This window comes from Sphingopyxis sp. (genome assembly GCF_035250425.1).
Taxonomy (GTDB): domain Bacteria; phylum Pseudomonadota; class Alphaproteobacteria; order Sphingomonadales; family Sphingomonadaceae; genus Sphingopyxis.
In genome coordinates this window covers 1-23,169 of sequence record NZ_DATFFD010000009.1, presented here as the reverse complement: position 1 = coordinate 23,169, position 23,169 = coordinate 1, and the positions used below count along the sequence as shown (strand labels likewise).

Below are 23,169 nucleotides of genomic sequence, written 5' to 3'. Positions count from 1 at the left end.
CGGTCGGTCAGGGCGCCAGCACTTCCAACGTCGTGACATAGCTCGCGCGGCGCTGCGGCGCCGCGGGTTCGGGGGCGCCTTCCGCGCGCTCGGCCTGCGGGGTCGTGACGTTCAGCCAATACAGGCCGGGCTCGGTCCAGTTGATCTCGACCTTGCCGTCGGCGCCGGTCTTGAGGTCCATCTGGCCGAGCTGGTCGCGATAACGGATGCCGCCGGGGATCACCGTGACGGGCAGGCCCGCGGCGGGCTTGCCGTCGAGCAGGAACTGGAAGGTCGCCGCCTCGCCGGCGATCAGGTCGTTGGGGTGCGTCACCGGAACCAGCTCGATGCCCTTGCCCGTCGGCTTGAACAAAGTCGTCGTCGGCTCGCCGACCGTCACGAAAATCTCGTTGCGATTGTTCGATTCGGCGGTCTTCACATTGATCGCGCCGGCGGGGATACGCTCGGCGAGGTTTGCAGTCGTCGTGCCGCGCGGCAGGCGTTCGGTCTTGCCGCCCAGGTCATAGCTGCCCATCACGCCATCCGAGACAGACGCGATGCGCCAGGTGCCCTTCTGCGTCAGGTGGACGTCGAAGGTGCTGCGATAGCGTCCGGTGGACTTGTTCTCGATCGCCGCCTCGCTGCCGTCGGGCGCCCACGCCTTCAGCGCGTCGAGGCGCATCGGCTGATGCTCGAAATAGAAGAGATCGTTCGACACCGCGGCGTCGACGGTGACCCATACGTCATCGCCCGACAATACGGTCGACGACGGCAGCATCCACTGACGATGCGCCGACGCCGGAGCGGCGACCAGTGCCGCCAGCGCGGCGGTCGCGGCGAAACCCCAAATTCGCTTTTTCATATCCCTGTCCTTTTCACGTTCAGCGGAAGGCGACCGAGACGGCCCCCAGTTCGGTCGTCCCGGCGGCGCGCCCGCCCGCCCCGGCCTTCGCGGGCCAGGTAAAGGGGATGCGCAGAAGTTCGCGGCCGCCGACCTCGCGTGCAGCCTCGATCACCAATGCGTATTGGCCCGGCGCGGCGGCACCGAGCTGCGCGCGCGAGAAGGAGACCTTGTGCGCGCCGGGAGCCCGCGTCGCGCCGGTGATACCGTTCGCGGGGAAGGTCATCGAGCGCCCCGCAGCGCGCCACCACTGGCGCACGTCGCGCAGCCATTTGGTGCCCTCGTTCGCCTTCATGTCATAATCGTACCAGACCGCGACGGTCTTCGCCGATGCGCCGGCCTTTTCGACCCAGATCGCGACATAGGGCTTGTGATATTCGGCGACCTTCAGCCGCGGAATGTTGATCGTCACGTCCATCGTCCCCGGATCGGCGGCGAAGGCGGGCGCGCCGAGCATGGCGCCGAGGCCGATCGTGCCGCCAAGGATGCGTGCCGGGGTGGAAAGCTGCATGATGGGTCTCCCTAATGAATGAAGATGACGGCGATGGCGGCCGGGATCGCGAGCCCCATGCCGACGAGCGGCCAGGTGCTCTTGCGCTTCGCCGAATGCAGCCAGAGAAGAACCAGGCCGGTGATCGCGAAGACGAGGCACGCGAAAGCGAAGATGTCGATGAACAGGCTCCACTCGCCGCCCGAATTGCGACCCTTGTGGAGGTCGTTGAGATAGGAGATCCATCCGCGGCTGGTAACCTCGCTCGACGCCGCGCCGGTCGCGAGGTCGATCGCGACCCACGCGTCGCCGCCCGGACGCGGCGCGGGCAGATAGATCTCGCCCTCCGACCATTCGGCCTCGCTCGCTGCTTTTACCGGAAAGCTCTGCTCGACCCATTGGGCGACGGCGGGGGGCAGCGGCGCCTTTTCGGCGTCGGGGACCGCCGCCTTCAGGCGCGCAAGCAACGCGGGCGGCATCTGCGCCGATTTCTGAATGACGACCGGCGATCCTTCGATATCGGCAGCGTGATTAAGCGTGAACCCGGTGATCGCGAAGAGCAAAAGGCCGATCAGGCTGACGGCCGAGCTCATCCAATGCCACATGTGTAGCTGTTTCAGCCAAAAGGCTTTCCGGCTTTTCTTTATCGCCGGTCGCGGGGTTGTCGGTGCATGCATCGAGGGGTTCTGCCAAAAAGGATGCACGGCCATTATCGAGAACGATTCGCAATTACAATATGATTCCGGACCGCCGCTGAATGAAGACTTATGCCACCGATTTTGCCTCGACCAGCATCACGGCCGGACGAAAGGCTCAACCGGCCGACAGGGCGACCTTCCCTAGCGACGCGCCCCGCAACCGGGCTGTACGCAGCGCCTTGCGTTCGTCGTCGGTATAGATGTGCGCCGGGGGCCGGGTGGACGGATCACCGGCTAGCCCTGCCTTGTCGAGCGTCCAGCCCATTTGTTCGGCAAGGCAGCGGGCAAAGGCTTCGGCCATAGGCGGCGGGACGGCGTTGCCGACTTGCCGGTACTGTTGCAGGCGAGGGATACGATCCGGCCATAGGAAGTCGTCGGAAAAGCCCTGCAACCGCGCGCTTTCGCGTACGGTAATCACGCGATGGTGTTTGTAATGGACCGGGCGAAGCGGGCTGAAATTGCCCGATCCCGCGCGCAGCGTGTACGACGGCCGTTCCGGGTGCAACCTATCGTGATACGATCCGCGCTCGCGCTTGCCGGGTTCCAGCGCCGATAGCCGTTCGATCATATCGTCGGAATGCATTGTCGGTTCGTGATTGAAAATTCCGGTTTCGCCAAATTCGCCAGCGTCCGGCAAATCGTCGATCGCTTCGGCAGACGAAAGGTACGGGCGTTCGGCTGTCCCGTGCGTCGCGTCGGGAAAACGAACGGTACGCTTCCCCTTCACGCCAAGCACGACAAGACGCTTCCGATTCTGTGGCACGCCATAGTCCGCTGCCAATACGACGCGATGATCGACCTTATACCCAAGTGCGCGCAGTTCGGCCTTCACGTCGTCGAGAAATTCGCCGCTGTCGATCGACGCAAGGTTCGGGACGTTTTCGAGCATGAAGGCGGATGGCTTCAGTTCGTCCACAATGCGAATGAAGTGTCCGATAAGATCGGCGCGAATGTCCCGCTTGCCCTGCCGCTTGCCCGCGATCGAAAACGGCTGGCACGGTGGACCGCCGATTACGAAGTCGGCACGCATGATCCCGGCGCGCTCTAGCAGTTCGGCCCCGGACGCTAGATTAAGGTCCGCTATGAAGCCCCGGCTGCCGCGATAGTCGTGATTGTAATTGTACGCATCCACGGCGCGGGCGTCGAGTTCGAAGCCTGCCGCTACGTGAAGCCCGGCGTCGAGAAAGCCGGTTGATAGCCCGCCGCAACCGGCGAACAGTTCAATTCCTGTGGGCTTCTTTGTCATTGCTTCGGCACGTTCGTTGCGCGGATCATGGCGATTTGAGCCTCCGACGTGTTGATCGCGTAGCTAGCCGATCGGACGATACGAAGATCGCCCGGCCGCGCCGCGACATTGAATTCGATAAGGTGGACGGCGGATTGATAATCGACCTTCAACGCGAGCGGCCGGACCTTTAGGCCGGGGTAATAATGCGCCGCGTATTGGATCATGTTGAAAATCTGTACGCGATTGAGTTCGTCGGAAACGGCCTTCGCCTCAATCGGGAAAATGACCGGGATTTCATCCTCACCCGCTGCGATCCCTACGTCGATCGCGTCGAGTTCGGCTTGCCCGACGCCGGGTACGCTCTTGCGGACGTGCGAGCGCAGCCGGTAAATCTTCATGCCGGTAAAATGGTCGAGCAAGCTGCAATAGCCGACGACGGACAACAGCGCCTGTTCGTCCATTTCGGCCATTGTTTCGGGCAGCAAACGGCGCACCGGCATAGGCGTTTGGTCGATCGCCGGGGTTAGTTCGTTGACGGGCGTATCAATGATCCCGCTTGACGCCTTTTCGAACTGGTAGCGCCCGCGCCCGACAGCGCGCAGAATGTGGAAGCCCTTGTCGAGAATTTCGGCCGGAAGCACCGTGCGCGAGCGCATACGATACACCACGTCGGCCGGGTTGCGGGACGATATGGCGTCCGGGTTGTCGGACACAGCCCGCACAGCTTCGACGGCCGTACGCACGTCGTCGAGCGAAAACACGACGGTTGCCGCACCCGGCCGCCAACGATCCTGAAACAGTTTCAGAATCACCGGGACGTACACCTTGGAATTGCGGCCGTGGCTTTGGAGGCTCTTGCCCTTCGGCTTGGCGGCGGCAGGCGTTACCGCATCGGCCTTCGTTGCCTTACGACGTTTGGGCGCAGTCGCGTCTAAATCGGCCTCATCACTCATCTAGCCCCCAATACCGCATAAAGAACAAAAGCGGAACGTATATTCGTACAGCTTGTCGTCTTCGAATCAGAACCCGGCATCGTAGTCAACGCTTAGCATTTTCCGACTGTAGGTAGAAGCGAGGATCGGCCGCACTCCCTCTAAGTTTCTGTCGTAATTTCAACAGCTTAGGAGAGGCGGTGGCGGAGACGGAGGGATTCGAACCCTCGGTACCGGATTTACCAGTACGACGGTTTAGCAAACCGTTGGTTTCAGCCACTCACCCACGTCTCCGCATGGCCTGTCGCGCTAACGACAGTCTGGCCTAGGCGGGTCGCTATAGCCATGCACTTCGCACCCCGCAACGGCAAAGATTATGCAATTTCGGGCTCGAAGCTGGCATTTCGTCGCCTGGATGATTCGGTCCGGCGTAAATTCGACTCAAGTCATCGCCGGTTCATTGCTCGAGCGCGAAAGCGAGTCATGATTAACGCAGAATATGGCGCACGCGCGCCGCTCGATCTTTGGGGGTCCAATATGCGGAAAATGTTCACCAGCCTTGCCTTGGCAGCAACGGCATCGCTCGGCCTCGCGCTGACGCCGCTTCCGGCAGCCGCGCAAATGCGCGAAGTCGATCCCAACAATACAGTGATCGATTCCGATATCGACAATCCTGCGCCGCCGCCGGTATCGAGCGATTCGACGGCGGGCACGTCATATGACAGCGACCTTGCCACCGGCGATCAGCAGACCAGCGAAACGCCGCCCGTGGACGGCACCGCGAACAGCGCCGACGTTTCGGCGACCACGGTCGTGGCGGCGCCAGGGTCAACGTACAAGAAGGACGATCTGATCGGGGCTGCCGAAGGGGTGTTCGGCAAGGGTGCGCAAGGCCTTGCGGGGCTGATCGAGGATATTTTGAAGAAGCAGGGCGAACCCAACGCCTATATCGTCGGGCGCGAGGCCGGCGGTGCGCTCGTGCTCGGCGTGCGCTACGGCTCGGGGACATTGCATCACAAGATCGAGGGCGAACTGCCCGCTTACTGGACCGGCCCGTCGATCGGGTTCGACGCCGGCGCCAACGCAGGCAATACCTTCGTCCTCGTCTATAACCTGTTCGACAGCGAGGATCTCTACAAGCGCTATCCCGCGGGCGAAGGCGCGGCCTATCTGGTTGGCGGTTTCAACGCGAGCTATATGCGCCGCGGCGACGTCGTCCTGATCCCGATCCGCGTCGGCGTCGGCGCGCGGCTTGGCGTGAATGCCGGCTATATGAAATTCCGCAAAAAACAGAATTGGGTGCCTTTTTAAGAACAACCCGCTTGCCACGGGGGCGACAGCCCGCGCTTCGGCGCGGGCTTTTTCTTTGCGCGGAATGTCCGCAAGGGCTGGGAACGCGACATCTCTTCTCTCGTCACCCTGAACTTGTTTCAGGGTCCATGGCCTGCCGCTTCCTTCAGCGCCGTGTCCCGTTCGCGCTCCGGCCATGGATGCTGAAACAAGTTCAGCATGACGAAGATCGAAGCGCAATTCACCACCTCTAGGCAGGCGTCGCCTTCAAATAGGCCTTTCCTACATTATCCGGCTGTGCCAGCCCTCGTCCCGGCTCTTTCATTTGGTGGAGATAAAAGCGGTTGCTGCCTGGCTAGCGGATGCGGCCATGGTCGGGCGTGCCGGCGCGCCGCGAGACTCAAATCGGGCGCTCCATAAGGCTGAACTTCCCTGAACTTTGGAATGATCATGTGGCCCTTGCGCCGACCGCCCCCCCCCCCCATCCAACCCGGGATGACGAGCGAAGGCAATCGCGGTTCACCACCCAAAGCCGGCATCGGCCGCGACTTAATCGCCGTCGAACGCGATCAACGTCTCGCAGGCCAGCCCCGCCGCTTCGAGCCGCTGCGATCCGCCGAGGTCGGGCAGGTCGATCACGAACAGCGCAGCCGCAACCTCGGCGCCGACACTCTGCATCAGCGCGGCGGTCGCAAGGATAGTGCCGCCGGTCGCGAGCAGGTCGTCGACGAGCACCACGCGGTGCCCGGGCAGAACCGCGCCTTCGTGGAGTTCGAGGCGGTCGACGCCATATTCGAGTTCATAGTCGACGCCGATGGTGACGCCGGGGAGTTTGCCCGCCTTGCGCACAGGGACGACGCCAAGCCCCATCGCGGTCGCCATGGCAGCGCCGAACAGGAAGCCGCGCGCCTCGACCGCGACGATGAAGTCGGGCCGGTGGACGGCGGCGAACGCACTCAAGCGGCGCACGCTTTCGGCAAAGCCGGCGGCGTCGCCGATCAGCGTCGTGATATCGCGGAACTGGATGCCCGGCTTGGGAAAGTCCGGGATGGTGCGGACGAGCGACGCGAGGTCGAGGTCCGGCCGAGGCGGGAGGGCGATCATCAAACTGGTCGCCCTCCCCTATGTTCTCAATGCTTCTTGTCGGCCCAGATGTTCCGGTACGACAAATAGGTCAGCACGGTGAAGATCAGCAGGAAGAAGAACACCGCATACCCCACCTGGATCCGCTTGATCAGCTTCGGCTCGGCGGTCCACACGAGGAACGCGGTCACGTCCTTTGCCATCTGGTCGACGGTCGCCTTGGTGCCGTCGGCATAGGTGACCTGATTGGGCGCCAGTGGCGGGGCCATCGCGAGGTTGAGGTTCGCGAAATAGGGGTTGTAGTGCAGCCCCGTGCCCGGCTTCAGTTCCGCGGGAAGATTCTTCGGCGGATTCTGGAATCCGGTCAGCAGCGAATAGACATAGTCCTTGCCGCCTTCGCGCGCCTTGGTGATCAGCGAAAGGTCGGGCGGCAGCGCATTGTTGTTCGCGGCGCGAGCGGCCGTTTCGTTCGCATAGGGCGACGGGAAATAGTCCGACGGCAGGCCGTCGCGCGTCGCCGGTTCGCCCGTGTCGGGGTTGACCGACGGAACCTGGAAACCCTTGGCGAAGGTCTTGATCTGGCCCTCGGTATAGCCGAAGTCTGCAATGTCGCGGAAGGCGACGAGATGCAGGCTGTGGCAGGCCGAGCAGACCTCCTTGTAAACCTGCATGCCGCGCTGCAACTGCGCCTTGTCCCAATGCGGAAGCAAGATGCCGTCGCTGGCCAGCTTCAGATGCCTGGGATGCTTGTGAAACTCGTGCGCGACATTGGCTTCATTGCTGAGCGGCGTCGTGAGGATCGCGAGCACCAGCGCGGTAATGAAACCGAGACCGACGAGAAAACCGAGCGGACGAACCATGGCTGTATCAGCTCCTATTAAAGTCCGGCGCTCAGGCCGTTGCCGAAGCCGACGCGGTGTCGGTGGCGTGTTTGGCGAGGACCGCTTCGGTGATCGAATTCGGCATCGGAAGCGGGCGTTCGATCCGCGACACGATCGGCAGGATCACCAGGAAGTGGGCGAAGTAATAGATCGCACCCAGCTGGCTGAGGATCACATAGGGCTGCTCGGCCGGCTGCATGCCGCAGAAACCGAGGAGCAGCACGTCAGCGACGAGGATCCAGAAGAAGATGCGGTACAGCGGGCGATAGTTCGACGATTTGATCGGCGAGCTGTCCAGCCAGGGCAGGAAGAACAGCAGCGCGATCGAGCCGAACATCGCGATGACGCCCCAAAGCTTCGCATCGATCCACAGGAAATTGAAGGTGAAGGCCTTCAGAATCGCGTAGAAGGGCAGGAAATACCATTCGGGCACGATATGCGCCGGGGTCGAAAGCGAGTTCGCCGGGATATAATTGTCGGCGTGGCCGAGCGCGTTCGGGCTGAAGAAGGTCAGCGCGACGAAGATCAGCAGGAAGATGCCGACGCCGAAGCCGTCCTTCGCGGTGTAATAGGGGTGGAACGGGACGGTGTCCTGCTCGTCCTTCACCTCGATGCCCGTCGGGTTCGACGAACCAGGGATGTGCAGCGCCCAGATGTGCAGGATGATAACACCCAGGATCACGAACGGCAGCAGATAGTGCAGCGAGAAGAAGCGGTTGAGCGTCGCGTTGTCGGGGACGAAGCCGCCAAGCAGCCACTGGCGCACCGGTTCGCCGACGATCGGTATCGCCGAGAAGAAGCCGGTGATCACCTGCGCGCCCCAGAAGCTCATCTGGCCCCACGGCAGCACATAGCCCATGAAAGCGGTCGCCATCATCAGGAGGAAGATCACGACGCCGAGCAGCCACACCATTTCGCGCGGCGCCTTGTACGAACCGTAATAAAGGCCGCGGAAGATGTGCAGATAGACGACGATGAAGAACATGCTCGCGCCGTTCATATGCGCGTAACGGATGAACCAGCCGGCGTTCACGTCGCGCATGATATGCTCGACCGAATTGAACGCGACGCCCGCATTGGCGGCATAATGCATCGCCAGAACGATACCGGTGATGATCTGGATCATCAGCGCGGCGCCGGCGAGGACGCCGAAGTTCCAGAAATAGTTGAGGTTACGCGGGACCGGATAGCCGGGACCCGTGGCATTGTAGACGAGGCGCGGGATCGGCAGCTTCTCGTCCATCCACTTCATCAGCGGATGCGTCGGTTCATAGGGTTTGGCCCAGGGAAAGCTCATCTTATCTCGCTCCTCAGCCGATCGTCACGACGGTGTCGCTGTTGAATTCATAGGGCGGCACAACCAGATTCTTGGGCGCCGGGCCCTTACGGATGCGCGCCGCGGTGTCGTAATGCGAACCGTGGCACGGGCAGAAATAGCCGCCGAAATCGCCGCGATTCTCACCCTCGGCGGCGCCGAGCGGCACACAACCGAGATGCGTGCAGACGCCCAGCGTGATCAGCCAGTTTTCCTTGCCGGGCTTGGTGCGCTGGTCGATCGTTTCGGGATCGCGCAGGTCGCCCAGCGGCACCGCCTTCGCTTCGGCGATTTCCTTGGCCACGAGGTTGCGCACGAACACCGGCTGCTTGCGCCAGCTGGTCTTGATCGCCTGGCCGGGCTGGATCGCCGAAATGTCGATTTCGGTCGTCGACAGCGCGAGCACGTCGGCCGACGGGTTCATCTGGTTGAGCAGCGGCAAAACCACCGCGACCGAACCGACACCAGCGAAACTCACCGCCGCAATATTGATGAAATCCCGGCGGCGTACGCCATCCTCGATACCGGCGTTGAGTTCAGATTCACTGGCCATTCGACTGCCCTTGCATGGGTGAACTAACAAAAGTTCTCGAAGATATGGCCGCCCTGTTGCACGCGCACGAAAGCGCACAACCCGGCGGCCCCTCCGGGAATTGCGGGCCTGATAGCCGCACTGTCCGGGCTTGCCAACAGGCAATTTCTGCTTCTCTTACTGTACCTAGGCGCGGCGCCAAGGCCTCTCGATTCCACGCGGCGCGGCGGCTATGGGCCATCTATGGAAATCGCCCTGTTTCAGCCGGATATTGCAGGTAATGTCGGCACGACGCTGCGCACCGCCGCCTGCTTCGGCGTGCCTGCGCATATTATCGAGCCCTGCGGCTTTCCCTTTTCCGACGGTGCGCTGAAACGCGCGGGGATGGACTATGCCGTCAGGGCCAATGTGCGCCGCCATGCCGATTGGGGCGGCTTTCGCCAATGGAGCGCGGACGCGGGTCGGCGGCTGGTGCTGTTGACGACAGCGGGCGCGACGCCCCTGCCCGGCTTCGTATTCGAGCCGGACGATGTTCTGCTGCTCGGCGCCGAATCCTCGGGCGTGCCGCCTTATGTTCACGACGCGGCCGCAGCACGGATCGCAATTCCGATGCAGCCGGGCTTTCGCTCCTTGAATGTCGCGGTCGCGGCTGGCATCGCGCTCGCCGAAGCGCTCAGGCAAACGAAAGGCTTTCCGGCATGATCTCGCTCGACCCGCAGCAACAGACGGCACGCAGCTGGTTCGAATCGCTCCGCGACCGAATCTGCGCCGAATTCGAGAAGATCGAGGCCGAGGCGGGCAGCGACGCCCGCTTTGCTTACACGCCATGGGATCGCGAGGCCGAGGGGCTGGCGCCGGGCGGCGGCGGCGGCGGGGTGCGCGGCGTGATGACGGGCAAGGTGTTCGAAAAGGCCGGCGTCAACGTATCGACCGTCGCCGGCGAGTTCGCGCCCGACTTTGCCGGGTCGATCCATGGCGCGGCTGAAGACCCGAGCTTTTTTGCGACGGGGATCAGCCTTGTGGCGCATATGGCGAACCCGCATGTTCCCGCGGTCCATATGAATACGCGCTTCCTCGCGACGACGAAGCGCTGGTTCGGCGGCGGCGCCGATCTCAACCCGCCGATTCCCTATCAGGAAGACACCGACGCCTTTCATGCACGGCTGCGCGCGGCATGTGCGCCTTTTGGTCCCGACGTTTACGAACGCTACGCCAAATGGGCCGAGGATTATTTCTATATCCCGCATCGCGGCGTCCACCGCGGCGTCGGCGGGATCTTCTATGACCATCTCGAATGCGGCGACGATGCCGAGTTCGATCGCAATTTCCAGCTGACGCAGGCGGTCGGCGAAGCCTTCCTCGACATCTTCCCGCAGATCGTGCGGCGCCGGATGGGCCTGCCCTTCACCGAAGCCGAGCGCGAGGAACAGCTGATCTGGCGCGGGCGTTATGCCGAATTCAACCTCGTCTATGACCGCGGAACGCTATTCGGGCTGAAGACCGGCGGCAATATCGACGCGATCCTGATGAGCCTGCCGCCGCTCGCCAAATGGAACTGACATAGAAAAGGGCGCCCCGTTGCCGGAGCGCCCTCACTAGTTTCCGCTGGCTTGGATCAGGCGAAAACATCCCCCGATGCGCGCGGTGCGATGGCGCGATAGACGCCGACCGGCATCGAGAAAGAGATCATGATGACGGGCAGGTAGACGACCGCCGCCATGACGACCATCGTCAGGATCGCGCCGACCGCCGAGCCGCCCAGGATCGCGCCCAGGATGCCGCCGAAGATCATGCCCGCGATCATCGCATAGATGAACACACCGATCGTGAAGAGCAGATAGAAGCCGACGATCGTCCACTGCGACGGCCCCGTGAGCCGCCACGATTCACCGAGGCCCGTTACCGGATTGCGCGTCAGCTGATTGGCCATCACGGGACCGGCGACCAGGAAACGACCTTGCACCCACAGCAGGAAAACGATCATTGCGATATAGAGGAGGACGATCAGGAATATCGCGCCGCCACCGATCGCGCCGAGTCCACCCGACTCCAGCGCCCCCGGTGAGAACGCCCCCATACCGCCCAGCGCCGCGCCGAAAATCAGCGTCAGGATGAACATGATAATCAAGATGACGATATAGGCGGCGATCATCACCACGAACATGCCAAAGGCCAGCGCCGGCCCGGCCTGAAACGCCCAGGCGAAATTCGGTGCTTCTCCGGGATGCATGCCGCCCCGCCAGATAAGCATCGAAACGCCGTAAAAGATCACCGCCGCGATCAGCGCGAACAGGAATATCTTGCCGAACGCACCCATCACGAGCGACGGGTCATTGGGCGCCAGCGCCATTGCCGAGAAGGTCGATCCGAGGAACAGATAACCGAGCAGACCGACGACGACCAGCGCCCCGCCCACCCATATCAGCATCTGCATCCAATTGGCCTTGAGAAACGCGAAGGTTTCCGAGAAGGCTGCTCCGATACTCATTTTCGTCATGTCACTTCCCCCTGTTTTTAAGCCAGACTCTCACACTCCATCCAAAGCGGACAAAAGCCTGACCGGCTTCGCCCCGTTTGCGACACATCATTATCATTGGCGGTGACCCGCATCACTGGAACACGTCGGACGAGGTCCGTAGCGCAAGCTGGCGATAGGCAGCCGCCGAAACGGCAATCGACGCCAGGCTGCCGACGGCGCTGAACGCGGCCTCGATGAAACCGCCGAGCATCCGTCCGAACCCCGGTTCGCTTCCCGCGATGACCGAGACGATACCCCCGATGATCAGCGCCGCAATCACGATCACCAGCGCGACGAGGAACAGGAAAAAGAAGATCGCCCAGCCGTTACCTCGCGTCAGGTCCCAGCTCGTCCGGATCGCTTCGAAGGGGTTGTAGAGGCTGCGGTCGGCCACCGCCGGTGCGACCAGCGCCAGGCGCCCGAGCAAATAGAGGCCGGGGACAAGCAGCAGGATAAAGCCAAGACCGATCGCGATGCCGCACAATATCTGGATCGCGAGCATCGTCGGAAAGAGCATCAGCGCGAAAGTGAGCGCCTCGCCGACGCTGGTTCCGGTCCGCGACAGCCACAGACGCAGGATGCCCGCCGTGCCGATAAGCGCCGAGAGCGCGATAGCCAGTTGCCCCGGGATCATCTGACGAAAGCTCTCGCGAAAAGTCTCCATGACCTGATTGAAATCGGCGCCCGCCGCGGGCTCGATCGGCACCGGGCCGAACCATGCGACCGCGAGGGCCGGCAGGAACAGGAACACACCGGCGATCGTGCCAACCAGCGCCGTGTGCGATTTCAAAAGTTGCAGCGTGTCGTCCCACGCGGCGCCCATGTCGAATTTTACCATTGATACCCCGTCATTTTTTCGATTTCCCTGTTGCGGCGAAGGTGACGATCTTCGGCGCTCCTGTCCAGCCCCGTCGGCAAGCGGTGCGCAGGGTCTTGCGCAAGGCGCCGCGGCGGGCCAGATAGCCCGCGCAATGCTCCCCCTTCCCCCGCCCGAATGGACCATCAGTTCCGGCTTGACCGACTATGACACGGCATTGGCCGACATGGAGACGCGCGCCGCCGCGATCCACGCCGGCGAGGCGGGCGAGCGGATCTGGCTGATCGAGCATCCACCGCTCTATACCGCCGGGACGAGCGCCGATCCCGCCGAGCTGCTGAGCCCGCAATTTCCGGTTTATGATGCGGGGCGCGGGGGACGCTACACCTATCATGGCCCCGGCCAGCGCGTCGGCTATGTCCAGCTCGACCTGACGAGGCGCGGGCGCGATGTGCGCGCCTATGTCTCGGCGCTCGAAGGCTGGGTGATCGACGCGCTCGCCCTGCTCGGCGTCGAGGCGCGCCGCGCCGACGGACGTATCGGCATCTGGACCGACGACGCCGACGGCCGCGAGGCGAAGATCGGGGCGATCGGGGTGCGCGTGAAGCGCTGGGTGACGATGCACGGCTTTTCGCTCAACGTCGCGCCTGACTTGGCGCATTTCGGCGGCATCGTGCCGTGCGGTATCGCCGAATTTCCGGTGACGAGCCTCGCCGCGTTGGGGCGGACCGCATCCTTTGCCGGCGTCGACGCGGCGCTTGTCCAGACGCTTCCCGCCTTTCTCGACAAGCTTTCGCCGAAAGACTAGGAACCCCGCATGACCCGCACTCTTCTCGCATCGCTTTCCCTGTTCGCACTCGCAGCCTGCGGCGGCGGCGACACCGCCGGCAAATCGACGACCAAGCTCGACGCGGTCGAAGTTCAGCCGGGGTCGGTGAGCGATTCGATGATCATCCTCGACGATGCGGTGAGCGACGGTACGGCGGTGGACAACAGCGTGCCCGACGATGGCACCAAGAAGGAAGCGGCGAAGACCGACGAAGCGGATACTGCGGATGAGGCTGCGCCCGAAAGCGAAGCGGACGATAATCCCGAAGCGGTCGACATGCCGATCGCGAAAAAGGCGATCACCACCGATCCCGCCGCGAAAAAGGGCGAATAGCTCCTAGCGCAGTCCCAGATTCTTGTGCGTCTGCAGCGACAGGCGCCAGCGCGGATCCTCCATCACCAGATCGATGCACGCCTGCACGTTGGCGGCGGCGTGCGGATCGTCGAGCGGCTGGACGAGCAGATGCTTGAAATCGAGCGTCGCAAGGCGCGCGACGTCGCTGCCCGGCTGCGGCCAGACGAGTTTCAATTCGTCACCGCTAAATTGCACCAGCTCGCTCCCCGCCTTCGGACTGACGCAGATCCAGTCGATGCTGCGCGGGACCGGAAGGGTGCCATTGCTTTCGATCGCGATTGTGAACCCGCGTTCGTGCAGCGCGTCGATCAGCGCCGTGTCCACCTGCAACATCGGCTCGCCGCCGGTGAGCACGACATAACGGTCGTCGCGGCCCTGCCCCCAGCTTTCGGCGATGACATCAGCGAGCGCCGCTGCCGCTCCATATTTTCCGCCCAAAGTCCCGTCGGTGCCGACGAAATCGGTGTCGCAGAATTGGCAGACCGCCTTGGCGCGATCCTTCTCGCGCCCCGTCCACAAATTGCAGCCGGCAAAGCGGCAGAAGACGGCACGGCGTCCCGCCTGCGCGCCCTCCCCCTGCAGCGTGAGGAAAATCTCTTTGACGGCGTAGGCCATCGGCTCAGGCGTAGCGCGTCGGGTCGGCGAGCCCCGCGTCGGCGAAGCCCTTCGACCGTAAGCGGCAACTGTCGCACGAGCCGCAATGCAGCCCGTCGGGCGTCGGGTCATAGCACGACCAGCTCATCCCCGCGTCCATGCCCAATCGCGCCGCTTCGGCGGCGATATCGGCCTTGGTCATATGCTGGAGCGGCGCGTGGATATGGAAATCGACGCCCTTGTCGCCGTCGCGCGTCGCGAGCGCGGCGAGCTTTTCGAACCCCTGAATGAATTCGGGGCGGCAGTCGGGATAGCCCGAATAGTCGAGCGCATTGACCCCGATGACAATGTCCTGCGCCTGCCGCGCTTCGGCAAGGCCGAGCGTCAGCGACAGGAAGATGAGGTTGCGCGCCGGAACATAGGTGACCGGAACGTCGCCGCCCCCCTCGACCTCGGGCACGCCGTCCTTCGGCACATCGATATCGGCGGTCAGTGCCGAGCCGCCGAAGCGGCGAAGGTCGAGCGGGAGGACGATATGCTCGGCCGCGCCGACAGTGGCAGCGATCCGCGTCGCCGATTCCAGTTCGACGCGGTGGCGCTGGTTATAATCGATCGTGAGCGCGACGATACGCGCACCCGCTTCGCGCGCAATGCCCGCGCAGACCATCGAGTCGAGGCCGCCCGACAGGAGGACGATCACCGTTTTTCCGGAAACTTGCTGCATCGGCGCCAGATAGTCCCGCGCCGCGAGGCGTGCAAGTGCTGCGCTGCATCAAAGAAAATGGGCCGCAAGGCGCTTGCCACACGGCCCAGTTCGGCATGACAGCCGTTAGGGAGAAGGGCACTCATGAAGAAGCCCTGCACCTCGTTTAACCCAGCATGGTTAATATTTCGTTCGCTCAGCAGCCGCCGGTGCGGCGCGCTTCGATCGCCTGCGAGAAAGGCTTGCCGTCGGCGATGCCCTGCGTGTCGATCTGGACCAGCCGGTTCGTTTCGCTGCGGATGCTCGTGCGGCCATGCCCTGCACCGGGGCACGTATAATGGACCGTCACCGAATTCGGCGTGTCTTCGATGACATAGCGCGAACAGGTCGAACGGGGATGCCGGATCTGAATCATCCGCCGCGCGTCGCCGACGCAAATCGTCTGCAACACCTCATCCTTGCCGCGTTCGCGAAGCTGCCAGCTGCCTTTTTCGAGGCGGTCGAGCATCGCCAGCGAAGGCGCCTGCGCCGGTACTGCGCTCGCGGCGGCGCAGCCGAGCGCAATGAGAGACATTCGCAATGTGGGAGAGAAGATCGCCATTCCACCTATCCATTGGCCGCCCGCGAGCGAGCGAATATGCGACCCTGTTGCCCTTTAGCTAGCAAGCCGGCGATGTGTTTTCAACCGCTTGGCGCTCGATTATCTCGGCTCGCCGCCCGAATTGGCGGAAACTCCGTCGCTATTCCGCGCGATTGTGCGCCGAGATTTCATCCAGCGGGATCGGAAAGAAACGCGAGCAAAAGGCGCAGTCGACGACGATCCGGCCATTGTCATCGGCCATGTCCGCACGCTCGGCTTCCGGAAACTGCGCGAGCACCCCGGCGAAATAGCCGGTGCTGCACCGGCAGCCGCGCGACACCGCGACGCCCGGCTCGACGCGCACCTCGTCTTCGTGAAACAGCCGCCATGCGAGCGTTTCGAGCGAGGTGGCGGGATCGGTGAGTTCCTCGTCCTTCAGCGTCGTCGCGATCGCCTTGGCATGCTCCCATTCGGCACTGTCGTGACGCACATGCAACCGGTCGCGGCCGACTTCGCCCTCGGGCAGGTGCTGCAAGAGCAGTCCGCCGGCGAGACAGCCGGCTTCAGGATCATGGCGCGCGGCGAGCGTGATCAGGCTTGGGATTTGCTCGGACTGTTCGAAATAATGCTCGGCCGCCTCGCCGATCGACGCACCTTCGAGCGGGACGATGCCCTGATAGCGCTCGGCGGTCGCCGCCTGGTCGAAGGTGATCGCAAGAAAGCCTTCGCCGAACAGCGCGAACAGGGTCGGGTCGGCGCCGATCTCGGCGAGCCTTTCGGCGTCGAATTTCAGGTAACCGCGCAGTTCGCCGCCGCGATAGTCGCAGACGAGCAGTTCGATCGGTCCGCCGCCGGTCTGCGCCTGCAGCGTCATCTGGCCATTCTCGTCCTTCAGCGTCGAGCCCAGCAGCACAGTGAGCACCAGCGCCTCCGCCAGCAGCTTTTCGGCGACCGGCGGATAATTATGCGCACCCATGATCGTCTGGAGCGTCGGCCCGAGCCGCACCAGCCGCCCGCGCACATGGCGTTCGGCGATGGTGAACAGCAGGGGCTGGTCGAACCAGGTTTCGATGATTTCACTCACGTCTTCGAACTCACAGTTTTTCGAGCGCCCAGAGCAGAATCGACTTTTGCGCATGGACGCGGTTTTCGGCTTCGTCCCAGACGCGCGACTGAGGGCCATCGATGACCGCATCGACAACCTCGTCGCCGCGGTGCGCGGGCAAGCAATGGAGGAAGATCGCTTCGCTCTTGGCACCCGTCATCAACCGTTCGTCGACTTGATAGGGCGCCATCGCCGCGATCTTGTTGTGCGCATGATCCTGCCCCATCGACACCCAGGTGTCGGTGACGACCAGGTCGGCGCCCGCCACGGCCTCGCGCGCATCGCGCATGATGTCGATGCGTACACCCTTCGCGCGCGCGGCCTCGACGAAGCTTGCGTCGGGTTCATAACCCTGCGGAACACCGGCGCGAACGTGGAAGCCGAACAGTCCGGCCGCCTCGATCAGCGAGGCGAGGACATTGTTGCCGTCGCCGAGCCACGCAAGCTCAAGCCCCGGCAGCGCTTTTCCGCTCTCGACGACCGTCAACAGGTCGGCGACGATCTGGCACGGATGCGACAGGTCGGTCAGTCCGTTGATGACCGGGACGCTCGCATATTCGGCGAGTTCCTCGACCTTCGCATGGTCGTCGGTGCGGATCATGATCGCGTCGGCATAGCGCGACAGCACGCGCGCGGTGTCGGCGATCGTCTCGCCGCGGCCGAGCTGGGTCACGCCGGCGTCCATGATCATCGACGTGCCGCCGAGCTGGCGGATCGCGATGTCGAACGAGGCGCGCGTGCGCGTCGAATTCTTCTCGAACACCATCGCGAGCACATGGTCCGCGAGCAGCGCGTCGGCGTCGACCTTGCCCTTTGGCCAGCCCGCGCGCGCCGCCTTGCGATCGATCGCGTCGGCGAGCATCGCGGCGACCGCGTCCCCGCCCGCGTCGGACAGGTTCAGGAAATGCCGCATGCTCTCATCCCCGTTTGCATCGAGCGAAGTCGAGATGCCGCGAGGGCAAGCGCTGCCGAGGGGTGTCTCGACGTCGCTCGACACGAACGGACCAAAGCCATCAGGCTTCAGGCGGCGTGTAGCTCGCCGCACCCGCTGACAGTTTCTCGATGAATTCGGCGATGTGGCTCTCGTCGATGTTGAGCGGCGGCAGCACGCGAACGACATTCTCGCCCGCCGCGACGGTCAGCAGCCCGTGATTGTCGCGCAGATGCGCAACGAACGCACGGCTGTCCGAGCTGAGCTTGAGCCCGAGCATCAGCCCGACGCCGCGCACGCTGTCGAACAGCTGGTCGTGGTTGGGGATCAGCTGCTCGAGCGCGCCGCGGAGGCGCTCGCCGGTCGCCTTGACCTGATCGAGGAAGCCTTCTTCGAGCACGACGTCGAGCACGGCCTGCCCCGCGGCACACGCCAGCGGGTTGCCGCCATAGGTCGAACCGTGCGTGCCGATCACCATGCCGCGCGCGGCTTTTTCGGTCGCGAGGCACGCGCCCATCGGGAAGCCGCCGCCGATGCCCTTGGCGCTCGCCATGATGTCGGGCATCACGCCATAATGTTCATAAGCATAAAGATGCCCGGTGCGCGCGACGCCGCACTGGACCTCATCGAACACCAGCATCAGGTCGCGCTTGTCGCAAATATCGCGCAGCGCCTGAAGGAAGGGCTGCGACGCCGGGCGGATGCCGCCCTCGCCCTGGATCGGCTCGACGAGGAAGCCCGCGGTATTGTCGTCGACCAGATCGAGCGCGGCGTTGATGTCGTCGAACGGCGCATAGGCGAAACCGGGCAGCAGCGGGTCGAAACCCTTGCGCAGCTTTTCCTGATTGGTCGCCGAGATGGTGCCGAGCGTGCGGCCGTGGAAGGCGTTGTTGAAGGTGATCAGATTATGCTTTTCAGCATTGCCCGCGCTCGAATGATAGGCGCGCGCGGTCTTGATCGAACATTCGACCGCCTCGGCGCCCGAGTTGGTCAGGAAGACGGTGTCGGCAAAGGTGTTCTCGACGAGCCGCGCGGCATAGGCTTCGCCCTGCGGGCTGCCGTACAGGTTCGACACATGCATCAGCGTCGCGGCCTGATCCTGAATCGCTTTCGTCAGGTGTGGATGGCCGTGGCCGAGCAGATTGACCGCGATGCCGCTTGCGAAGTCCAGATAACGCTCGCCTCGCTCGCCGATCAGATAAGCGCCCTCGCCGCGAACCGGACGCACACCGCACCGGGGGTATACGGGCATCAGCGGCGTGATCGTCATGGCAGGCACCTTTCAGGCAAAAGTAAAAAGGCGACCCTCCTCTGGGCCGCCCTTGGTCGGGCCGCCCCTATACTGCCCCAGCCGGAGGCGCGTCAACACAGCGCCGCGAGCACGGCTAGAGCGTTTTCGCCGCCTCCATCGTCAACGCGAGCGAATGCTTGCGCGCGCCATGGTCGTACATCGACGACGCGATAATCACCTCGTCGACACCGGTGCGCGCGACGAAGGCTTTCAGCCCCGTCGCAATATCGTCGGCCGTGCCGACCGCCGAGCATTGCAGCACATGATCGAGGATCGCGCGCGCGTTCGGCGGCAGACTGTCCTTGTAGCCCGCAAGCGGCGGCTGCATCTTGCCCGGGTTGCCGGTGCGCAGCGCAACGAACGCCTGCTGCTGCGACGAGGCGAGCAGCTCGGCTTCCTCGCGTGTATCGGCAGCGAAGGCGTTGAACGCAGCGGCGGCATAGGGTTCGGCGAGCTGTGCCGACGGCTTGAACTGGCGGCGATAGATGTCGAGCGCCTCGTCTAGCGCATCGGGCGCAAAATGGCTGGCGAAGGCATAAGGAAGCCCCAGCATTGCGGCGAGTTGCGCCCCGAAGGTGCTCGATCCCAAAATCCACAGCGGGATATGCGTGCCCGCCCCCGGGACCGCGGTGATGCCGAGCTGTTCGTCACCGGCGAGGAAGGCCTGTAGTTCCAGCACGTCCTGCGGGAACTGGCGCTCGTCGCTGGCAAGCGTACGGCGTAAGGCGCGCGCGACGCGCTGGTCCGATCCCGGCGCGCGCCCCAGGCCCAGATCGATCCGGCCGGGGAACAAGGCTTCGAGCGTCCCGAACTGCTCGGCGATCACCATCGGGGCATGGTTGGGCAGCATGATGCCCGCCGATCCGATGCGAATGCTTTGGGTCGCCTGTCCGATATGCGCAAGCACGACCGAGGTCGCGGCGCTTGCAATCCCCGCCATGCCGTGATGCTCGGCGACCCAATAGCGCGCATATCCGAGCGCCTCGGCATGCTTGGCGAGGTCGGCGGCGTTGGCAAGCGATTGGGCGATCGAGCCTGTGTCGGTTACGGGCACGAGGTCGAGGAAAGAGAGTTTCGTCATGAAACCGATATGCGGTGACGGGCGCGGCGGTTCAAGCTCAACGCTTCGCGGGCATGGCGAAGAAAAACTATGCCCGCTCGTCCTTTGGCGAGTCCATCAGCACATAGGTGGTGATCGAATGCACCTGCGGCAGAACCCCGAGCACTTCGGTGTGGAAATGCTTGTACGCCGCCAGATCCTCGGTCTCGATGCGCAGCAGATATTCGATCGCGCCGGTGATATTGTGGCACTCGCGCACCTCGGGCGCATGTGCCATCGCCGCCTCGAAATCGGCCTGCGCCTTCTTGGTATGTGTCGACAGGCCGACGGTGACATAGGCCAGGAAGGTCAGGCCGAGCTTCGCCGGGTCGATCCGCGCGCGGTAGCCGGTGATCACCCCGCTTCGTTCCAGCTCCTGCACCCGGCGCAAACAGGCGGAGGGCGAAAGGCCGACGCGGTCGGCCAGCTCGAGGTTCGAGATTCGTCCGTCATGCGACAATTCATGCAATATCTTGCGGCCAATTGCGTCTATCTTGGTCATGGATTGCATCTCCTATCCGATCGACGCCGATCTTTGCAACCTATCGCCTGCCGAAACGCATTATGTTGCGCGCATGGAACAAACCGCCCTCCTCGCGCTTTCCGCCTTCGCGCTCGTCTCGTCGATCACGCCGGGGCCGAACAATATGATGCTGATGGCGTCGGGCGCCAATTTCGGCCTCCGCCGCACCATCCCCCACGCACTCGGCGTCGGCTTCGGCTTCACGCTGATGATCGTGCTGGTCGGCATCGGGCTGATGGGGTTGTTCGACCTGTTTCCGGTGCTGAATACCGTGCTCAAGATCGTGAGCGTCGTCTACCTGCTCTGGCTCGCGTGGAAGATCGCCAACGCCGCCGCGCCCGACACCGAAAGCGGTGCGCGCGGCAAGCCGATGACCTTCGTGCAGGCGATGCTGTTCCAGTGGGTGAATCCCAAGGCCTGGTCGATGGCGCTCACCGCGATCGCGCTCTACGCACCCGACCGGAATCTCGGCGCGGTGCTGCTCGTCGCGGGCGTCTTCGGGATCATCAACCTGCCCTCGACCAGCCTGTGGGCGGTGATGGGCCAGGTGCTGCGCGGCTGGCTGTCGAGCCCGGCGCGGCTCAAGGCGTTCAATTGGACGATGGCGGCGCTGCTGGTCGGGTCGCTCGCGCTGCTGATCTGATTGCAAGGTTGCAACGCGCAACCTATGCACGGCGCTCCCCTCTTCCGACCGGAGTTTCAGAGCCATGCAAAGCCGCCGCCTCGGCCAAAGCGCCATCCATGTGTCCGACATCTGCATGGGAACGATGACCTTCGGCAGCCAGGCCGACGAAGCCACCGCCTTTCGCGTCCTCGACCGCTGCTTCGACGCCGGGATCAACTTCTACGACACCGCCGAAGGCTATCCGGTGCCGCCCGATGTCAAATGGGTCGGCCGCACCGAGGAGATCGTCGGCCGCTGGATGAAGACCAAGCCGCGCGACGCGATCATCCTCGCGACCAAGGTGTCGGGGCCGAGCCATGTGTGGTTCAAGTCGCCATGCCGGAACGGCATGACCGCGCTCGACCGCAAGAACATCATGCAGGCGGTGAACGACAGCCTGACGCGGCTCCAGACCGACTATATCGACCTTTACCAGACGCACTGGCCCGACCATGACGCGCCCTATGACGAGATGATGGATGCGCTCGACGAGCTCGTCCACGCCGGCAAGGTGCGCATCCTCGGCTGCTCGAACGAAACGAGCTGGGGGCTGATGAAATCGCTCGCGGCGTCGGAGCGGTTGGGCGGTGCGCGCTACCACACGATCCAGAATAATTTCAGCCTCAACAACCGCCGCTTCGAGGACGAGCTGGCGCAGGTGTGCCGGCAGGAAGGCGTGAGCCTGATCCCCTACTCGCCGCTCGCGGGGGGCGTTCTGTCCGGGAAATATCAGGGCGGCGCTACTCCAGAGGGTGCTCGTTTCTCGCGCTATCTGCAAATGGAGGGCCGGCAGGCCGCGATGGGACGCCGCTTCGTCAACGAAAAGAGCCTTGCCGCGACCGAACGCTATCTCAAGATCGCCGAAGAGGCCGGGCTGCATCCGGTGACGATGGCGACCGCCTGGTCGAAGCAGCACGACTTCGTCGCCTCGACGATCGTCGGGGTGAGCGCTTATGATCAGGTCGATCCGATCCTCGATGCGATGGCACTGGTGCTGCCCGACGATGTGATGAAGGCGCTGTATAAGGTCAGCAAGGACATCCTCTACCCGATGGGCTGAGCCTGATCGGCGTAGGAGGAAGCGATCTCATGCTTCCTTCGTCATCCCGGACTTGATCCGGGATCCATAACGACGCCGCGCGAATGGACCCCGGATCAAGTCCGGGGTGATGATTCAAATAATGTGCCCCGATGGCCATTCGAGGATCAGCGCCTCGCCGACCCGCAGCGCGCTCCACGCCTTGGAAAGCCGCTCGAACGAGTTGAACACTTGGCGACGCGCTGCATCGATCCGGGCGCGCTCGTCGGCGCTGAGCGAGGCACGCGTCCGCTCCGCCTCGCCAAGCGCCGCGCGCTGCGCCGCGCTATCGGGGCGCGCCCCGCTCCGCCAGTCGATGTCGAACAGGAAGGCGGCGAGTTCGGACAGCTCGCCCTCGCGGCCCTGGCGCTTGATCAGCTTCGCGCCCTTGGCAACCTGCTTGCGTGCCGCGCGCTGGCGTTCCTTTGCCGACAGCGCGCCGCCCGCGACATGGAAGGAACCCGCATCGCCGCCCGCGGCGATCTGGCCGAACACGCCGGTCTTGAGCCCCAGCGCCGCCTCGACGACGAAATGCACCATGTCATGCGGCAGGTCGGGATCGAAACCCGGCGCCGGGTCCATCACTAGAACCGGCGCACCGGGGCGCTCGATTCGCATACCATAGCGGCGCTCGCCCGACCGGATGAAATGGACTTTCATGGGGTCAGCCTATAGGTTTGCGGCAAGCTCTTCAAAAAGGATTTGCGATGTTCCCTGCCCGCCGCGCGTTTTTCGCCCTCGCCGCTTTCTCCGC

Annotated in this window: 27 protein-coding genes and 1 tRNA gene; 7 read left to right on the top strand and 21 right to left on the bottom strand. The window is 63.7% G+C overall.

The genetic code is table 11. From position 1 onward, the window contains the following. Positions 1–7 precede the first annotated feature (7 nt). The 6 genes from VJ811_RS00490 to VJ811_RS00465 form a co-directional block, all read right to left on the bottom strand. Positions 8–841, bottom strand: coding sequence for a DUF4198 domain-containing protein (locus tag VJ811_RS00490; protein WP_324070131.1), 834 nt, complete (start codon positions 839–841; stop codon positions 8–10). Between the two features lie 19 nt (positions 842–860). Beyond that, entirely contained in the window at positions 861–1,391 is a 531-nt protein-coding gene (locus VJ811_RS00485) for a DUF2271 domain-containing protein (RefSeq protein WP_324070128.1), read from the bottom strand. An 11-nt stretch (positions 1,392–1,402) separates the two neighbouring features. Further along, positions 1,403–2,047, bottom strand: coding sequence for a PepSY-associated TM helix domain-containing protein (locus VJ811_RS00480; protein WP_324070126.1), 645 nt, complete (start codon positions 2,045–2,047; stop codon positions 1,403–1,405). Positions 2,048–2,183: 136 nt separating this feature from the next. After that, on the bottom strand, positions 2,184–3,314 hold the full coding sequence (locus VJ811_RS00475; RefSeq protein WP_324070124.1) for a DNA cytosine methyltransferase: 1,131 nt from the start codon (positions 3,312–3,314) through the stop codon (positions 2,184–2,186). Next, on the bottom strand, positions 3,311–4,249 hold the full coding sequence (locus VJ811_RS00470) for a hypothetical protein (protein ID WP_324070122.1): 939 nt from the start codon (positions 4,247–4,249) through the stop codon (positions 3,311–3,313). The genes VJ811_RS00475 and VJ811_RS00470 overlap by 4 nt, the downstream gene beginning before the upstream one ends. A gap of 180 nt (positions 4,250–4,429) precedes the next feature. After that, positions 4,430–4,522 (bottom strand) — tRNA-Ser (locus VJ811_RS00465). A 243-nt stretch (positions 4,523–4,765) separates the two neighbouring features. Here VJ811_RS00465 and VJ811_RS00460 point away from each other — a divergent pair. Then, on the top strand, positions 4,766–5,539 hold the full coding sequence (locus VJ811_RS00460; protein ID WP_324070121.1) for a DUF1134 domain-containing protein: 774 nt from the start codon (positions 4,766–4,768) through the stop codon (positions 5,537–5,539). A 528-nt stretch (positions 5,540–6,067) separates the two neighbouring features. Here the strand turns inward: VJ811_RS00460 and VJ811_RS00455 are convergent. The 4 genes from VJ811_RS00455 to petA are packed head-to-tail and all read right to left on the bottom strand — an operon-like array spanning position 6,068 to position 9,350. Next, positions 6,068–6,622 carry an adenine phosphoribosyltransferase gene (locus tag VJ811_RS00455; protein ID WP_324070119.1) on the bottom strand — a complete coding sequence of 185 codons (555 nt, stop codon included), beginning with the start codon at positions 6,620–6,622 and terminating at the stop codon, positions 6,068–6,070. 26 nt (positions 6,623–6,648) lie between these two features. Beyond that, positions 6,649–7,461: a cytochrome c1 gene (locus VJ811_RS00450; RefSeq protein ID WP_324070117.1), complete on the bottom strand. Its 813-nt coding sequence runs from the start codon at positions 7,459–7,461 to the stop codon at positions 6,649–6,651. A 31-nt stretch (positions 7,462–7,492) separates the two neighbouring features. Beyond that, entirely contained in the window at positions 7,493–8,779 is a 1,287-nt protein-coding gene (locus VJ811_RS00445; RefSeq protein WP_324070115.1) for a cytochrome b/b6, read from the bottom strand. A gap of 13 nt (positions 8,780–8,792) precedes the next feature. Next, positions 8,793–9,350 carry a ubiquinol-cytochrome c reductase iron-sulfur subunit gene (gene petA, locus VJ811_RS00440; protein ID WP_324070113.1) on the bottom strand — a complete coding sequence of 186 codons (558 nt, stop codon included), beginning with the start codon at positions 9,348–9,350 and terminating at the stop codon, positions 8,793–8,795. Positions 9,351–9,572: 222 nt separating this feature from the next. On the opposite strand from petA, the gene VJ811_RS00435 reads away from it, so the two are divergent. Both VJ811_RS00435 and hemF read left to right on the top strand, forming a co-directional pair. Beyond that, positions 9,573–10,031, top strand: coding sequence for a tRNA (cytidine(34)-2'-O)-methyltransferase (locus VJ811_RS00435; protein ID WP_324070111.1), 459 nt, complete (start codon positions 9,573–9,575; stop codon positions 10,029–10,031). Beyond that, on the top strand, positions 10,028–10,888 hold the full coding sequence (gene hemF / locus VJ811_RS00430; protein ID WP_324070109.1) for an oxygen-dependent coproporphyrinogen oxidase: 861 nt from the start codon (positions 10,028–10,030) through the stop codon (positions 10,886–10,888). Before VJ811_RS00435 ends, hemF begins: the two co-directional genes overlap by 4 nt. Before the next feature lie 56 nt (positions 10,889–10,944). Here the strand turns inward: hemF and VJ811_RS00425 are convergent, their stop codons facing one another. Beyond that, positions 10,945–11,826 (bottom strand): hypothetical protein, encoded by an 882-nt coding sequence (locus VJ811_RS00425; RefSeq protein WP_324070108.1) that lies wholly within the window; start codon positions 11,824–11,826, stop codon positions 10,945–10,947. A gap of 112 nt (positions 11,827–11,938) precedes the next feature. Next, positions 11,939–12,685 carry a hypothetical protein gene (locus VJ811_RS00420; protein ID WP_324070106.1) on the bottom strand — a complete coding sequence of 249 codons (747 nt, stop codon included), beginning with the start codon at positions 12,683–12,685 and terminating at the stop codon, positions 11,939–11,941. 133 nt (positions 12,686–12,818) lie between these two features. On the opposite strand from VJ811_RS00420, the gene lipB reads away from it, so the two are divergent. Further along, positions 12,819–13,472, top strand: coding sequence for a lipoyl(octanoyl) transferase LipB (lipB, locus tag VJ811_RS00415; RefSeq protein WP_324070104.1), 654 nt, complete (start codon positions 12,819–12,821; stop codon positions 13,470–13,472). Positions 13,473–13,481: 9 nt separating this feature from the next. Continuing rightward, the gene (locus tag VJ811_RS00410) at positions 13,482–13,826 is read left to right on the top strand and encodes a hypothetical protein (RefSeq protein ID WP_324070102.1); all 345 of its coding nucleotides are present in this window, start codon (positions 13,482–13,484) and stop codon (positions 13,824–13,826) included. A gap of 3 nt (positions 13,827–13,829) precedes the next feature. On the opposite strand, the gene queE is transcribed toward VJ811_RS00410, so the two are convergent. From queE to VJ811_RS00370, 8 genes are all read right to left on the bottom strand, one after another. After that, complete coding sequence (gene queE / locus VJ811_RS00405; RefSeq protein ID WP_324070101.1) at positions 13,830–14,462, bottom strand: 7-carboxy-7-deazaguanine synthase; 633 nt, start codon at positions 14,460–14,462, stop codon at positions 13,830–13,832. Between the two features lie 4 nt (positions 14,463–14,466). Continuing rightward, positions 14,467–15,165 (bottom strand): 7-cyano-7-deazaguanine synthase QueC, encoded by a 699-nt coding sequence (gene queC, locus VJ811_RS00400; protein ID WP_324070099.1) that lies wholly within the window; start codon positions 15,163–15,165, stop codon positions 14,467–14,469. A 175-nt stretch (positions 15,166–15,340) separates the two neighbouring features. Continuing rightward, complete coding sequence (locus VJ811_RS00395; protein ID WP_324070097.1) at positions 15,341–15,718, bottom strand: hypothetical protein; 378 nt, start codon at positions 15,716–15,718, stop codon at positions 15,341–15,343. 166 nt (positions 15,719–15,884) lie between these two features. Beyond that, positions 15,885–16,808 (bottom strand): Hsp33 family molecular chaperone HslO, encoded by a 924-nt coding sequence (locus VJ811_RS00390; protein WP_324070095.1) that lies wholly within the window; start codon positions 16,806–16,808, stop codon positions 15,885–15,887. Positions 16,809–16,818: 10 nt separating this feature from the next. After that, on the bottom strand, positions 16,819–17,742 hold the full coding sequence (gene argF, locus VJ811_RS00385) for an ornithine carbamoyltransferase (protein WP_324070093.1): 924 nt from the start codon (positions 17,740–17,742) through the stop codon (positions 16,819–16,821). Positions 17,743–17,842: 100 nt separating this feature from the next. After that, positions 17,843–19,030, bottom strand: a complete 1,188-nt coding sequence (locus VJ811_RS00380) for an aspartate aminotransferase family protein (protein WP_324070091.1) — start codon at positions 19,028–19,030, stop codon at positions 17,843–17,845. Positions 19,031–19,145: 115 nt separating this feature from the next. Continuing rightward, complete coding sequence (locus tag VJ811_RS00375; protein ID WP_324070089.1) at positions 19,146–20,132, bottom strand: LLM class flavin-dependent oxidoreductase; 987 nt, start codon at positions 20,130–20,132, stop codon at positions 19,146–19,148. Between the two features lie 67 nt (positions 20,133–20,199). Then, positions 20,200–20,652, bottom strand: a complete 453-nt coding sequence (locus VJ811_RS00370; RefSeq protein WP_324070087.1) for an Lrp/AsnC family transcriptional regulator — start codon at positions 20,650–20,652, stop codon at positions 20,200–20,202. On the opposite strand from VJ811_RS00370, the gene VJ811_RS00365 reads away from it, so the two are divergent. Continuing rightward, a complete protein-coding gene (locus VJ811_RS00365; RefSeq protein ID WP_324070084.1) occupies positions 20,651–21,316 on the top strand; it encodes a LysE family translocator in 666 nt (221 codons plus the stop codon). The two genes, VJ811_RS00370 and VJ811_RS00365, sit on opposite strands and share 2 nt — an antisense overlap. Positions 21,317–21,380: 64 nt before the next feature. Then, on the top strand, positions 21,381–22,397 hold the full coding sequence (locus VJ811_RS00360; RefSeq protein ID WP_324070082.1) for an aldo/keto reductase: 1,017 nt from the start codon (positions 21,381–21,383) through the stop codon (positions 22,395–22,397). 114 nt (positions 22,398–22,511) lie between these two features. Here the strand turns inward: VJ811_RS00360 and VJ811_RS00355 are convergent, their stop codons facing one another. Then, positions 22,512–23,075 (bottom strand): hypothetical protein, encoded by a 564-nt coding sequence (locus tag VJ811_RS00355; protein WP_324070080.1) that lies wholly within the window; start codon positions 23,073–23,075, stop codon positions 22,512–22,514. Between the last annotated feature and the right edge of the window lie 94 nt (positions 23,076–23,169).